14 protein-coding genes, 1 pseudogene and 1 riboswitch are annotated in these 13228 nt (G+C 44.9%); of the genes and pseudogenes, 7 read left to right on the top strand and 8 right to left on the bottom strand.

Annotated elements, in window-relative coordinates; all coding sequences use genetic code 11:
- Positions 1-278: 278 nt before the first annotated feature.
- The 3 genes from KHO06_RS24150 to KHO06_RS24140 all read left to right on the top strand — a co-directional run bounded on the left by KHO06_RS24150 (position 279) and on the right by KHO06_RS24140 (position 2864).
- The gene (locus KHO06_RS24150) at positions 279-1448 is read left to right on the top strand and encodes a D-alanyl-D-alanine carboxypeptidase family protein (protein WP_212582718.1); all 1170 of its coding nucleotides are present in this window, start codon (positions 279-281) and stop codon (positions 1446-1448) included.
- A gap of 104 nt (positions 1449-1552) precedes the next feature.
- Complete coding sequence (locus KHO06_RS24145; RefSeq protein WP_021018135.1) at positions 1553-1960, top strand: SPOR domain-containing protein; 408 nt, start codon at positions 1553-1555, stop codon at positions 1958-1960.
- A 199-nt stretch (positions 1961-2159) separates the two neighbouring features.
- Entirely contained in the window at positions 2160-2864 is a 705-nt protein-coding gene (locus tag KHO06_RS24140) for a class I SAM-dependent methyltransferase (protein WP_212582717.1), read from the top strand.
- Positions 2865-2944: 80 nt separating this feature from the next.
- Here the strand turns inward: KHO06_RS24140 and KHO06_RS24135 are convergent, their stop codons facing one another.
- The 3 genes from KHO06_RS24135 to KHO06_RS24125 all read right to left on the bottom strand — a co-directional run bounded on the left by KHO06_RS24135 (position 2945) and on the right by KHO06_RS24125 (position 5043).
- Positions 2945-3418 (bottom strand): peroxiredoxin, encoded by a 474-nt coding sequence (locus tag KHO06_RS24135; RefSeq protein WP_005531886.1) that lies wholly within the window; start codon positions 3416-3418, stop codon positions 2945-2947.
- A 137-nt stretch (positions 3419-3555) separates the two neighbouring features.
- Positions 3556-4545 (bottom strand): efflux RND transporter periplasmic adaptor subunit, encoded by a 990-nt coding sequence (locus KHO06_RS24130; protein ID WP_045372411.1) that lies wholly within the window; start codon positions 4543-4545, stop codon positions 3556-3558.
- A 3-nt stretch (positions 4546-4548) separates the two neighbouring features.
- Positions 4549-5043, bottom strand: coding sequence for a magnesium transporter (locus KHO06_RS24125; protein ID WP_212582716.1), 495 nt, complete (start codon positions 5041-5043; stop codon positions 4549-4551).
- Positions 5044-5212: 169 nt separating this feature from the next.
- Here KHO06_RS24125 and KHO06_RS24120 point away from each other — a divergent pair, with 169 nt between their 5' ends.
- Positions 5213-6136 (top strand): LysR family transcriptional regulator, encoded by a 924-nt coding sequence (locus tag KHO06_RS24120; protein WP_212582715.1) that lies wholly within the window; start codon positions 5213-5215, stop codon positions 6134-6136.
- Positions 6137-6290: 154 nt separating this feature from the next.
- Positions 6291-7916 (top strand): diguanylate cyclase, encoded by a 1626-nt coding sequence (locus tag KHO06_RS24115; protein ID WP_212582714.1) that lies wholly within the window; start codon positions 6291-6293, stop codon positions 7914-7916.
- Between the two features lie 136 nt (positions 7917-8052).
- Here the strand turns inward: KHO06_RS24115 and KHO06_RS24110 are convergent, their stop codons facing one another.
- The 4 genes from KHO06_RS24110 to KHO06_RS24100 form a co-directional block, all read right to left on the bottom strand.
- Positions 8053-9057, bottom strand: coding sequence for an adenosine deaminase (locus KHO06_RS24110; protein WP_212582713.1), 1005 nt, complete (start codon positions 9055-9057; stop codon positions 8053-8055).
- Positions 9058-9157: 100 nt separating this feature from the next.
- A riboswitch (purine riboswitch) is annotated at positions 9158-9257 on the bottom strand.
- Positions 9258-9640: 383 nt separating this feature from the next.
- Positions 9641-9781: a hypothetical protein gene (locus KHO06_RS24105; RefSeq protein ID WP_005426350.1), complete on the bottom strand. Its 141-nt coding sequence runs from the start codon at positions 9779-9781 to the stop codon at positions 9641-9643.
- A gap of 63 nt (positions 9782-9844) precedes the next feature.
- A complete protein-coding gene (locus KHO06_RS26655) occupies positions 9845-10054 on the bottom strand; it encodes a hypothetical protein (protein WP_005452681.1) in 210 nt (69 codons plus the stop codon).
- A 293-nt stretch (positions 10055-10347) separates the two neighbouring features.
- Complete coding sequence (locus tag KHO06_RS24100) at positions 10348-10560, bottom strand: cold-shock protein (protein ID WP_005426339.1); 213 nt, start codon at positions 10558-10560, stop codon at positions 10348-10350.
- Between the two features lie 324 nt (positions 10561-10884).
- Here KHO06_RS24100 and KHO06_RS24095 point away from each other — a divergent pair, with 324 nt between their 5' ends.
- On the top strand, positions 10885-11733 hold the full coding sequence (locus KHO06_RS24095; RefSeq protein WP_045399078.1) for a pirin family protein: 849 nt from the start codon (positions 10885-10887) through the stop codon (positions 11731-11733).
- 242 nt (positions 11734-11975) lie between these two features.
- On the opposite strand, the pseudogene KHO06_RS24090 reads toward KHO06_RS24095, so the two are convergent.
- Positions 11976-12489 (bottom strand): annotated as a pseudogene (locus KHO06_RS24090) (DUF6363 domain-containing protein).
- A gap of 178 nt (positions 12490-12667) precedes the next feature.
- Here KHO06_RS24090 and KHO06_RS24085 point away from each other — a divergent pair.
- Entirely contained in the window at positions 12668-13126 is a 459-nt protein-coding gene (locus tag KHO06_RS24085) for a transcriptional repressor (protein WP_010647262.1), read from the top strand.
- The last annotated feature ends 102 nt before the right edge of the window (positions 13127-13228 follow it).

Raw genomic sequence — 13228 nt, 5'->3', positions numbered from 1 at the left:
AATGTTTTGATGTGTAAGTATTGCTGGGGTGTTGTCTGTGCATGGCTTGCTCAAGAGGAAGTGTCTTAGTCAGCTCGGCAATGAGTGAACAATGGAAGCGAGTCACAAGTCATGATTTCACCGAATTGGCGAACGAATAAGCATAAACTTCAACCGACTTCGCATTCTTTTCGACAAATATCGAGTAAACGTAACCAATCGTAACAGAGGTGCTGTAACTGAACAGCGTTTCCATATACTCGACTTAGTTTGTAAGTTGTAAGCCACAGAATGCTGCTATGAGAAAAAACACTTTATTCAATGCTACGTTAGCGACCACCTTGACTGCTGTTTCTGCGTTTAGTTTTGCTGCTCCTACCGTTGTTCCTAATGCCCCAGAGCTGAGCTCTCGTGGCTATGTTTTAATGGATTACCACACTGGCACTGTGCTGGTGGAACGTGATGCCGACAAGCGTCTCAACCCGGCAAGTCTGACTAAGCTAATGACGGCTTATGTTGCGGGCCAAGAGGTTAAGTCAGGTAACATCAGCCTAGACGATGAAGTGGTGATAAGCCGCAACGCCTGGGCGAAAAACTTCCCAGATTCGTCAAAGATGTTTATCGAGGTAGGGACGTCAGTTTCACTTTCTGATCTTTACCGAGGTCTGATTGTTCAATCGGGGAATGATGCCAGTGTCGCCATCGCAGAACATGTTGCGGGTAGTGAAGCTGGCTTTGTTGGTTTGATGAACAGTTGGGTGAACCAACTTGGTTTGTCTAACTCTGCCTTTACCAACCCACATGGTTTGGACAGTGATGGTCTGTATTCAACCCCGCGTGACATCGCAACGCTAGGCCGTGCGATCATTCGTGACCTGCCAGATATCTACCCGTTATACAGCGAAACGTCGTTTACCTATAACGGCATTACCCAATACAACCGTAACGGCTTGCTACGTGATCGCAGCATGAGTGTCGATGGCATGAAGACGGGTTACACCAGCGGCGCGGGCTACAGCTTAGCGACTTCTGCAACCAACGGAGACATGCGTTTAGTCGCGGTTGTGATGGGCGCGAAAAGCCCGAGCGTACGTGAATCAGAGAGTAAACAGCTTCTGAGCTACGGTTTCCGTTTCTTCGATACGGTTGTTCCGACACAAGCGGGTAAAGAAGTGGCAACGGCGCGTGTTTGGATGGGTAACCAAGACGAATTAAAAGTGGGTGTTGACCGCGATATCTACCTAACACTACCAAAAGGTGACGTGAACAAGCTGGAAGCGGAAGTGGAATACAACGGCGACCTGATGGCACCGATTCAACAAAATCAAGTGGTTGGTAAGGTGCTGTACAAAGTTGACGGTGACGTGGTGAAAGAAGCGGAACTGGTTGCGCTAGAGCCTGTTGACGAGGGCGGTATCTTTAAGCGCTTGATGGACTGGTTCAAACGTCTTGTGGCAAGCTGGTTCTAACCAATACTCCCAATATTAAATTTACTAAGGCGGCCGAAATGGTCGCCTTTTTGTTTTGAGCACTCATCAAGAGAACCATTCAGAACAAAAAAACGGAGTTACGCGTGCGAAAGATTCTATCTTTGACTTTGGCTATGTCACTTACTGGCTGTGTCATGCCACAGCATCAACCTGCCGATACTGGGCAGTGTGTGGGGGTGATGTCATCGCAAGACGCTTATGGCTACCTCAACCCTAACCACTACACCATGCAGGTGTTGGCGTTGAAGAAAGAGAAGGATGTGAAAGAGTACATTCGTTACATCGACCCGAAACATCCGGTTTGGGTGAACTGGAAGAATAGCCGTGGTACTCGCTGGTATACCGTAACCGTCGGGGATTTTAAGACTAAGCAGGATGCCTACAATGCACTGTCTTCATTGCCAAGCCGTGTTAAACAATCTTCTCCCTTCGTCATGACATTTGCAGAAATGCAGCGCAAGCAAGAAACCAGCGTAGTACGAATGCGCTAGAGCAGTTTCTTATCGTTTCTATAAGCGCTTTATTGTTATGTATCGAGCCTTTGCAATCAGTTGGAAAGGCTCAACCTAACCACTAGTCACTAATCTTCTTCAATGTACGCGCAAGATCACTCATCTGACGTGCTTTTTACTTTACTTGTTTTCGAGTATTTTCTAGTCTTCGCATCCCACTTTTCCTGTCGGAGTCACCATGAAGCAAGAGATGTACACCACCTACGCAAAGCAATACGATTTAGCGGCGCAAGATAACTTGTACAATGCGCACTTTGAGCGCCCAAATACCCTTGAACTTGTCGGTGATGTGGCTGGCAAAAAGGTGCTGGACTTAGGCTGTGGCTCAGGTATTTACGCGCAAATTCTTTTGGAGCGCGGCGCCACTTCCGTGACTTGTATCGACGCTGCGCAAGAGATGATTGATATCGTTAAAGACAAGCTTGGTGACTCGGTCAACGCTTATGCTCAGAACTTGGCACTTGGTTTGCCTGAAGAGGCGAATGCTCAGTATGACTTGGTGATTTGTCCATTGATGGTGCATTACATTGAAGACCTTCGTCCCTTGTTCAATGACATTCAGCGCGTGTTGAAGCCTGGAGGTCAGTTTGTATTCTCAACTCATCATCCATTCGCCGATTTTGAATGCTCTGCATCGGATAATTACTTTGAGAAAGAGCGAATCGAAGATGTGTGGGACACGATTGGAAAGCCAGTTGCTGTCGCATTCTACCGCCGCTCATTGCAAGACATTACGGATGCAATTACGGGCAGTAACATGGCGATGCTGGCTGTCTCTGAGGGTAAAGTGAATGAGAAGATTCGTGAAATCTCGCAGGAGCACTACCAACGCTTGGCGACGTACCCTAACTTTATCTTTATCAAGTGTGTCGCGTTGAGCTAATACCGCTCGGGACTCTCACCGTATTCAGATAGAAAAAACGGAAGCACATCGGCTTCCGTTTTGTGATCTTAGCTTTGCGCTTAAAGTGCAGCGAGGATGGTTTCTGCTTTGCTCGCTTCAAACGTTTTTGGTTCTTCAACGTTCAATGTAGTCACGACACCGTTGTCGATGATCATTGCGTAACGTTGTGAACGAACGCCACCAAAACCGCCAGTATCCATTTCTAGACCCAGTGCTTTGGTAAAGCTTGCGTCGCCGTCGCCCAGCATGAGCAGCTCAGACGCGTTCTGTGCCTCGCCCCAAGCTTGCATGACGAATGCATCGTTAACAGATACACAAGCAATCAGGTCCACGCCTTTCGCCTTTAGTTGGTCTGCCAGTACAACATAACCCGGAAGGTGCGCTTCTGAACACGTCGGAGTAAATGCACCTGGTACTGCAAATAGAACCACTTTCTTGTCTGCAAACAGCTCTGTTACTTGATGATTTACCATACCATCGGCAGTCAGTTCGCTTAGCGTCGCAGCAGGCAATGCTTGACCTTGTTGAATCATGATTTTCTTCCTTTTGTGTATGCGTTATTTCGCTCACTCAGTCTAGCGCCAAAACGACCACCTAACCACAGACGAAATGTAAGGGCTTAATAGGCTTCATAAAAACAAACCGCCTGAGTCGGCGGTTTGTATGTTGGTTATATGGCGTTTAGGTAAGACTTATAAGAATGAAGTCGAACTGTTGCCGCGCCAATCACGTCGATAAAGCCAAACAAGCTGTGGGGCTTATTCGCGGCAATCCAAGCCGAACCTGTTGCGCCGATAGGAATGGATTTCCCTTCTGGCTCGAAGATCTCTAGGATCACGGTTCGTCCATGGCTGCTGGTGTTCGCGCCTACGTGCTGGCGAACACTTTGCGGGCCTTGTAATGGCGATACCGATGATTCTCCGGTACCAGCGGTGATACTGTGGACACGAGCGCGGAACACTTCGCCCGGGAAAGCATCAACATAGAACTCAGCGAACTGTCCTTTTTCTACATAACGATAGGTTTGGTCTGGAATGCGCATCTCCAAGAACTTACGCGAGGTATCGTAGATGTGCATGTTACCCACACGGCTACCATCGGCGACGTTCACCACCGCGACTTGACCATCGTAAGGAGCTCTAACTGTCTTGCGGCTTTGCTCGAATTCGGTCTTTTTTAAATCTGCATGCAAAGATTTTAGTGACGCCTGTGCGACGCGCAGCTGTGATTCGTAGTATTCGATATCACGGCCTTTGAAGATCTCTGGCGACGTTTTCCCGCGCACGATATCGCGCTTTAACTGAGCTACGTTCTCTTCTTGTTGCACGATGCTCGCTTTGATTTTTTCTACATCGGCCAAGGAAGTGGTATCGACGAGGGTGTAAATCACATCGCCTTTTTTCACTTCTTGGTTATGGTCAACATAGATATGGTCAATCTGCTCGCGAAGCAACGGAGAAAGAACCGAGTGCGGCGCTTTAACGGTTGATGAGTAAGTGAGATCAACAGGGGCCCAAAGGCGCGAGAGAATACCTAGAACCACAAGGATGAAAACACCGCCTGAGATAATCCAAAACGCACTTTTGAACGTCCACTTTATCGCACCAGTCGAGACCAAAATCCACATGATCAGAATGTACGGAATCATTACCTCTTTCATGGCTTACTCCTCCGTCGCTTTGGTTGGTTTCTGAGGCTCAAAAGAGCGATGACTATTGCGAATGATGTTACTTAGTGAGTTACCGATGTGCTCCCAGTTGGCAAACGCAATGATTAACGCCAGAACCCACCATGCTTTATGGATGAACAAGCCACAAAGGGAGAGGGCAAAGACCAATTGGATGTGAGAGCTTTTCTTCTCTTGAGCTCGATGTACCGCCACTTCGTGGATCTGCCATAGCAAATAGATGACAAAAATGGCAAGCGCTATGGTAACGGAGAACAGATAACCGCTGAAGTATTCAGAATTGAAGATCACCATCATGGTGTCGTTGGGCGTGTTGGTAAATAAGCTCATATCAATGTCTTTCGAATTGATCGTGCCCATGGGTGCAAGCAAGTAAGCGCCACCGAGCATGAGAGCCATGAAAAGTGAGAACTTTAATAGCACCATAAAAATCGCAAAGATGACGCGACCTATGGCTTTTATGACGTTCATAGTTATACCTTTTGTCGATGTGTGAGGGTAAAACGTTGAGCGTGTGATTGTTGTTTTGTCTTTTGTAATCACATGCGCGGAATTGTATGAAAAAAACGTCATAAGTTGAGTTATATATGATATAAGTTAATCTCATATCATTATAAAATTTCTCGAGAACACATAATCTATGAAGCACTCAGATTACAGTTTTATTCCAACCTTTGTGGCGATTGTCGAAGAGAAGAGTTACACCAAAGCGGCGCAACGACTGGGTATAAGCCAATCTGCGGTCAGCCAAGCGGTAGTAAGGCTCCGTGAGGTGTTTAAGGATGCGTTATTTGTCCGTGAAAGTCATGGTGTATCCCCAACTGCGTTTGCCATTGATATCTATCCTACTTTGGCGAGTGCGGTAGAAAGCATTGCTTATATGTTGCCTGAGCATTCTCGATTTAACCCTGCCGAGTGCGATAAGCGTTTTGTGATCTCTTCCCTTAGTGTATTCAGTTTTACCCTGTTGCCTGAACTCGCTGCACTGCTGAGCGAAAAGGCGCCAAAGACCAATACGAGAATAGAGCCGCTTTTCACCATGGATTTAACCAGCCTATTAAGAACACAACAGTGTGATTTGGTGATTGAAGCGCAAACCAATTTGCATCCGCATTTGCGTTCTAAAGTGTTGATGTCAGATAAGTTAACGGTTGTGTGTCGTAAAGAGCATCCACGTTTAAAAGGGAAAACCATCAGCGTTGAAGAGTACCTCAATGAGAAACACGTCACCCTATCTCAGTTTGATCAAAAAAATGGTTATTTGCTTGGTCGAGGTATTAAGAATGAGCAGATCTTAGGACAACGCCATGTGGCTTGGCAGGCAGGAAGCATTATCGAGATACTTCCTCTGATTCAACGTTGTGATTATCTCGCACTCATGCCACAAACGCTCTTGGAGCAATACCGAAAACTTTATAACTTGAGAGAGCTAGAGGCGGAATTTATGAAAGATCCGATTGATGTCGCGATGTATTGGCATCCGTCTCGTACTAATGACCCAAGCCATCAGTGGTTACGCGAACAATGTTTATTAGCTGCAGAGAATTTTACTAAGAATCATTAGATTACAGTAATTATTCTGTCGATACCGTATGGAATGACCTTAAATTACAAACTAAACTGTACGCATATCCCCTAAAGTCATAAGGGCATTTGTGCGGAACGGTTGGTTTTTCTTTACCAGTATCAGAACCAAGTTTGTTGTCATCTATTCTTTGATGACGATATGTTTCGTATTGATTTTATTTAGCGTCCTGTACTTTAAAGAGCAACAACGTGTTTTTGATGTTGCACTACAAAACTCACTTCAGGTTTCTAACCTCCATTCAGATGTGATTAGCCAAGAGCTACAAAGAAGTATTGCCTCTTTACGAACCATCAGTGGCCATGAAAGAGTCAGACAAGGGGACGTGCCTTTTATTATTGAAGAGCTGAAATGGCTTCAAAGCATACTAGGGCAGGCGGTGATTAATACGAGCTTTGTCGACCAAGATTGGAATCTTACTGACTATCAAGGCCGTAAAACCCAAATCACCCAGCCAGATATTAAGGATGATGTGCAATGGAAACTGGCTAGCCATCACGTGACTAAGCCACATATTGGTTTGGTTACCGGAGAGCCATTGATTGCGCTTGGTGTTCCTGTTTTTAATACGAAGCAAGATTGGCGCGGTATTGTTGCGGTGTCGATATCAATAAACCATCTCAGAAACAGACTTTCAGAAGTCAAACTTGGCAATAGCAGTTATGCATGGATTGCCGACAACTTTGGCAATGTGGTCTCTCACCCCGATAAGTCACTTATTCTTGATGCGAACATTTTCGATGTCGACCATATTGGTTTTAAGGGGTTTGGTGACATTGCCTTGCAAACAAAACAACACGATGTGGGGTATGGCCACTACTTTGATGAAAACCTCGGTGAATCTAAGATTGTCACTTTTGCAGAGATAGATTGTTTGCCCGGTTGGACGCTGTTTGTCACCACCAAAGAGTCGGACATTTTCCTTGATATTAAAGCGTTAGTCGAGGATGTGACCATAACTTCATCGCTGGTATTAATTGTCTTCTTTCCTATCATCATCTATCTGACTAACTCTGTAACGCGGCCGATTTTGCAGCTTACGGACGAGGTGAGAAACTCGGTGAACAATCACTACACTCAGTTTGTGGAGCAAAGCTCGAAAGATGAAATAGGGCAGCTATCGAAGGCATTTAAAAACACCATTGATGAGATTCAACAGCATAATCGAAATCTGGAAGTGGTGGTTGCGCAAAGAACGAATGAGCTCAACGATGCCAACCATGATCTGGAGCTGTCGGTGAAGTTATTAAATGAAAACAATCAGAAGCTAACATGGCTTGCGATGTATGACCCTCTGACGAACTTATTCAACAGGCGGGCTTTAATTAGCCAAGTGCATCAAGAGTTGGCCAATAAGACGATGCTTTTTGATACCACTTGCTTGATTCTGATCGATCTTGATTTCTTTAAAGCGGTGAATGATACATTTGGGCATGATGTGGGTGATCAAGTGTTGATACATATAGCGGATTTCCTGAGTAAAAACTTGAGAAAGCAAGATCTTATTGCCAGATGGGGTGGGGAAGAGTTTGTTATTCTGTTGAGAGAAACATCGATTGAACAGAGCGAACAAATTGCCATCAATTTGCAAGAGAAGATGAAGCAGGAAAACTTTTCGCCCGTAACAAGCATGACGTTTAGTGCTGGTGTCGCGACATTAGAAGCAGGGCAAAGCTTTGATGAACTGGTTGCCAATGCCGATAAGGCACTTTACGAAGCAAAGAAATCGGGAAGAAACTGCGTGAAAAGTTGGTATTAGCATAAAAGCTGTGTTGATATAAAGCTCATATATCCGTGCAGATCTACGCTCTTTCTTGAAGACGAATATCATGCTCTACGGGAGAGAAAAAGGGCTGATAACCAGCCCTAGTTTACTATGCCACTTCACTTATCAATCAGTGATTTGCTAAGTAATCAGCGACTTGTGCACGGTATTTGGCTTTCATTGCCTCGCTAATGAAGCTCGCGTTAATCGCATTGATCGTGAACTGAGCGAGTTCTGACTTTGTCATTGGGTGAGCATTACTGACCGCCATGAAGTTATCCGTCATGTAACCGCCAAAATACGCAGGATCGTCCGAGTTAATCGTCACCGCGACGCCTTTACGCAACAAGTCGACAATGTTGTGCTGTTCCATTTCATCAAATACACACAGCTTAATGTTCGATAATGGGCAAACCGTCAGGGGCATTTTGCTTTCGATCAGGGCATCCATTAATGATTCATCCTCAACGCAGCGAACTCCATGGTCAATACGGCTGACACTGAGCATCTCGACAGAGTCGACAATGTTTTGTGCCGGGCCTTCTTCACCAGCGTGTGCAACGGTCAGTAAGCCAGCGTCTTTGGCTTGTTGGAAAGCACGTTTGAACTTCTCTGGTGGGTGACCAAGCTCTGAAGAATCCAAACCGACACCGATGATTTTGTCTTGATGCTTGATGATTGATTGCAGCGTTTCAATCGCGCTCTCTTCCGATAGGTGACGTAAGAAGCAGGCAATGATTTGAGACGTAATACCTAGCTGTTCGTTACCATCTTGCATAGCACGGTGAATACCATTGATGACCGTCTCAAACTCAATGCCGCGATCGGTATGGGTCTGTGGGTCAAAGAAGATCTCAGTATGGATGACGTTGTCGGCTTTGCAGCGCTCTAGGTATGCCCACGTCAAATCATAGAAATCTTGTTCCGTACGCAGCGCGTTGGCGCCTTGATAATAGATATCTAGGAAAGACTGCAAATCTTCGAACTCGTATGCTTTGCGCAGTTCCTGTGGTGACTCGAAAGGAATGTCGATATTGTTGCGTTGTGCCAGTTCGAACAACAGCTCTGGCTCTAGCGAACCTTCGATATGTAAGTGTAACTCTACCTTTGGAAGACCTTGAATAAATGCGTTCATAATAAACTCCCACTTTTTCTTATGGTTGTTGTGGATGCAATTACTCTAAGGATAGGTATAGATTGAGAAAAATCGAACGCTATTACAAAGAGTAAGATCCACAGTGATCTCAACTCTTCGTAATCAGCACTTTGCGGGAGCTGGTAGAGACCCCCAAACCATATCATTGGGGTTATACGAAGCAAACGGCGCGATTATACGCAAAAATTGAAGGTTGACCAGAGCCGTTGATGAAATTGTACTATCTAAGGGATAAGGGATAAGGGATAAGGGATAAGGGATAAGGGATAAGGGATAAGGGATAAGGGATAAGGGATAAGGGATAAGGGATAAGGGATAAATAACGTTGCAGTGATTTCATCGCATGATGGTTTCGTTGTCAGCACACACCTTGCTGATTTTCGAACGTTCAGTGGCTAAAACTGAATATCATCACGCGAGAAACATTTGGAGTCATATCGAGTTTATTGTGCGTTGCTCATTGTGAGCTCTCATTGTGAACTGAGAGAAGGGGTGGCGATACCTTGCACATCGATACTTTAGATTGAGAGGAGTAAAGAAAAGGAATTGGAAGGAAATGTAATTATAGCTCGAACATTTTATCAAATTCTCTTTGCTCCATAATGTCCTCAATTCGGCGGCGCGTTCTTTGTTTAATCGCAGCTGCGTTTTGTTCGGACTCTTTCTTTTCTTGCTCAATCTGCTTCTTGCTTTTGTTTGCCATGTTTTTCACCTTGGGAATTTCTTCCTAAATTTCCGCATCATTCATTAATGCACGAAAATTGATTTATTTAATAATAAAACTTCCTAGCTTTGAACCTGAGTCACACAGAATGTCACCGGAGTAGGTTTTCTCACAGTATTTAAAATCAATGAGATAGCAAGCGGATTGGAGTTTTGGCAATATATGGCGCCTCAAAATATCACTGTTAAGTTGATGAATTTTGGCGTTCCAAGAGATGTCGGGTTGTTTTAAACGGAATTCAATCTCTATCATTTATTCTCCTGTTTTTTAGTGATCTTTTCTTTATTCAATAATTGGTACCAGTGTCTTTGGCGACCTGTTCTTTTAGACATAATTTTTCCTAATTTTAAGTAAGTGAAATACCAACGATGGCTATCGTATTTGATAGATATAACGTTCCAACGATAGATATCGTGTCCGCAGCCCATTTATTTTAGGCAGCAGAAAACCGAGCAAGAATACTTGCGGGTTGTTAAGTGTGAGGAATTTTTGAAGGGGGAGAGAGTTTGGTGCAGCGAGGAAATGCTGCACCAAGAAAAGCTATCTTATAGAGGAGTAACTTCAGTCGCTTGAGGACCTTTTTTACCGTCTTCTACATTGAAGCTTACTTTCTGACCTTCAGTCAAAGTTTTGAAACCGTCAGCAACGATAGCGTTGAAGTGTACGAATACATCTTGGCCGCCGTTGTCTTGAGTTAGGAAACCAAAACCTTTAGTTTCGTTGAACCATTTTACTGAACCAGTTACTTTACCAGACATAAAAACCTCTGAAATTAAACAATAATATACGAATTGTGGTGGATCTTTTTTAAGCTATTGAATGTGCAATCAAGAGGAAGTTTTACGCAGGAGTCTGAACCGAGAGTTCAGGGTGTTACTGAGAGGGAACTTAAACTAAATGTAGCATTAACAGCTCTTTTCTAGAGCCAGCCGCCACTATACAGGGTGTTTAAAAAAATAGCTACATTTATTTTTCAATTTTTTTTCGTTCGAAAAAAACTGATGGAGTAGAACAATTTCATCCCCTCATGATTTTTATCCGTCTTCCTACAATGAATCCATACCAATAAGGGAGGCAATATTATGAGTACAGTGAGAGAGATTCGTCAGATCATTCCATCGCACGCAACAGCAGATGGGGATGGAGTGAAAATTCGTCGCGTAGCCGGATTCAACAATACGAGCTTTTCACCATTCTTGATGGTGGATGAATTGAAATCAGACCAACGAGCAGACTATGTTGGCGGTTTTCCTCCGCATCCACATCGTGGTATTGAAACACTGACCTATATGCTGACTGGGCACTTCCAGCATCGTGATCACATGAACAACGTTGGTGAGCTCCGTTCCGGCGGCGCGCAATGGATGGCGGCAGGCCGTGGTGTGATTCACAGTGAAATGCCAATCATGGAAGACGGCGAACTACATGGTTTCCAAATTTGGATTAACCAACCAGCGCGAGACAAGATGTCTCCGGCGCAGTATCACGACTTCCAGCCGGAAACCATTACCGAGCATCGTGCAGAGGCTCATGGTTTAGTCCGCGTTATCTCTGGTGAGTTGAACATTGGTGATGAGGTAATTCAAGGCCCATTGAGCCGAACGGGTGTGCCGGTGACGGTTGCCGATTGGCGAGCTCATTCAGGCGCCTCGCTCAATCTTATGACGCCTAAACATCATAATATGATGGTCTATGTTTACAAAGGCAGCATCAAAGCGGGTGAACGTGTTGTCACGCAAGGCGAGATGGCATTGCTTTCTCAAGGAGAATGGGTGGCGCTACAAGCCAATGACACCAGTGGCGTTTTGCTATTTATTGGCGAACCGATTAATGAACCTGTCGTGCACTATGGCCCGTTTGTGATGAACAGCATCGACGAGATTGAACAAGCGATTCAAGACTACAATTCTGGCGTGTTTGAAACCTACTAAGGCGTTTAATGCCTGATAGCCAGTACCGAGTCTTGAAAATGATGCTCTAGGTTTGAGTACGAGAGGAAAACTCGAAGTGATTTGGAGCCCGTTAATTGGGCTTATACGCAAGCAAAGACGATATCCACTGCCATCGAATTTGCATTAGCCACACCGACATGGTGTGGCTTTTTTTGTTGTTCAGGTTTTATGACCGAGAATCGGTGATTGAGTGAAGCTCGCTTTTTGGGTTGGGCGAGCGTTTAGCTTTGTTCCCAGCGTTCGATGGCGTGCTGACCATATGCCACACCCAGTTCATAAGCTTCACGCAAAGGCTCAGGGGATCGGCTTAAACGCTTTAACTTAAAGCCTTCTGGTGGGCAGATTTGAATGATCTCAACGCCTGCTGGTGGATTGTTTATTAATTCCAAACTCTGGTTGTATCGGACATGACGCGTAAGCATTGGCTCGATCAATGCCTAATTCTTTGAGCGTGACGTCCCACATCCAATCTAAATCCATCATATCGCCACCGCGCACGAGTTGCGTGGGGGAGATAAACTCTTTGCGTAAGCTGTAATCGAGGTAGATCTTGAGGTTTCTGCCCGGCATTTTTGCAAGGTAAGCCGCTAAGTTACTAGCGCCTGCCGAGACGCCCCAAAAGCTGTCAAAAGGGGAGAAGTCTTGTTCCATAAAGTGATCGAGTATGCCGCAGGAGAATACTCCGCGCATCGCGCCGCCTTCTACAATCAGCGCTCGAGAGCCAACTTGTTCCATCCTAGCCATCCGTTTTGATTATTTTGATTTGGGATACGAGTTAATTAGAGTAACGGATCTAATGCCCATACCCAAGTTGTGTTCGCTTGATCGTCACCTTGATGAATTTTTGATTTATGTTATAACATAACAATTGTTAAAGAATTAAACGGTAGCGTGTGTCTTGTGTGGGGGGAGAATGAGCGATATTGACGCCATTATTAAGCATGTAGAGGTCAGCTTTAGAGCTCAAGGAAAGCAGTTAACATTGCAGAGGAAGCTGGTGTTGCAAGCGTTGGTTCATGCCGATAAAGCGCTTTCTGCTTATGAGCTAGTGGATTACTGCAAAGCTCACTTCGATAAGAATATTCAGGCGATGTCAGTTTATCGGATTCTGGATTTTCTTGAAGGCGAGCATTTAGCCCACAAGCTTAAAGTTTCCAATAAATACATCGTCTGCTCCCATATCCTCTGCGAGCACGAACACGGCGTTCCTCAATTTCTCATCTGTTCCAAATGCAACAAAATCAGCGAGCAAGCCATCGATCCAACCTTAATTCACGGTCTGCAATCCCATGCAAAAGAAGAAGGTTTCACCGTTGTCAGCCCTCAATTAGAGATCAATTGTGTTTGTGATGACTGCGCTAAATCCAAGTAAATATAGCTGTTTTTGAATGTCCTCTATCTGCGTATTCATCACCACTCAATGACGTTTATCCCTTCCCACTACTAGCATCATCAGCAAGGAGTTCTGAACCGC

The sequence above is a fragment of the Vibrio sp. B1FIG11 genome, from assembly GCF_905175335.1.
GTDB lineage: Bacteria > Pseudomonadota > Gammaproteobacteria > Enterobacterales > Vibrionaceae > Vibrio > Vibrio campbellii.
This window is presented reverse-complemented; position numbering and strand designations above follow the sequence as displayed.

Excerpts from the sequence above, each read along its gene's own strand:
- KHO06_RS24125 (WP_212582716.1), bottom strand. The coding sequence starts at position 5,043 with ATGAACGTCATAAAAGCCATAGGTCGCGTCATCTTTGCGATTTTTATG.
- KHO06_RS26655 (WP_005452681.1), bottom strand. The coding sequence starts at position 10,054 with ATGATAGAGATTGAATTCCGTTTAAAACAACCCGACATCTCTTGGAAC.
- KHO06_RS24140 (WP_212582717.1), top strand. The coding sequence starts at position 2,160 with ATGAAGCAAGAGATGTACACCACCTACGCAAAGCAATACGATTTAGCG.
- KHO06_RS24115 (WP_212582714.1), top strand. The coding sequence starts at position 6,291 with ATGACGATATGTTTCGTATTGATTTTATTTAGCGTCCTGTACTTTAAA.
- KHO06_RS24135 (WP_005531886.1), bottom strand. The coding sequence starts at position 3,418 with ATGATTCAACAAGGTCAAGCATTGCCTGCTGCGACGCTAAGCGAACTG.
- KHO06_RS24150 (WP_212582718.1), top strand. The coding sequence starts at position 279 with ATGAGAAAAAACACTTTATTCAATGCTACGTTAGCGACCACCTTGACT.
- KHO06_RS24095 (WP_045399078.1), top strand. The coding sequence starts at position 10,885 with ATGAGTACAGTGAGAGAGATTCGTCAGATCATTCCATCGCACGCAACA.
- KHO06_RS24110 (WP_212582713.1), bottom strand. The coding sequence starts at position 9,057 with ATGAACGCATTTATTCAAGGTCTTCCAAAGGTAGAGTTACACTTACAT.
- KHO06_RS24085 (WP_010647262.1), top strand. The coding sequence starts at position 12,668 with ATGAGCGATATTGACGCCATTATTAAGCATGTAGAGGTCAGCTTTAGA.
- KHO06_RS24120 (WP_212582715.1), top strand. The coding sequence starts at position 5,213 with ATGAAGCACTCAGATTACAGTTTTATTCCAACCTTTGTGGCGATTGTC.
- KHO06_RS24105 (WP_005426350.1), bottom strand. The coding sequence starts at position 9,781 with ATGGCAAACAAAAGCAAGAAGCAGATTGAGCAAGAAAAGAAAGAGTCC.
- KHO06_RS24100 (WP_005426339.1), bottom strand. The coding sequence starts at position 10,560 with ATGTCTGGTAAAGTAACTGGTTCAGTAAAATGGTTCAACGAAACTAAA.
- KHO06_RS24130 (WP_045372411.1), bottom strand. The coding sequence starts at position 4,545 with ATGAAAGAGGTAATGATTCCGTACATTCTGATCATGTGGATTTTGGTC.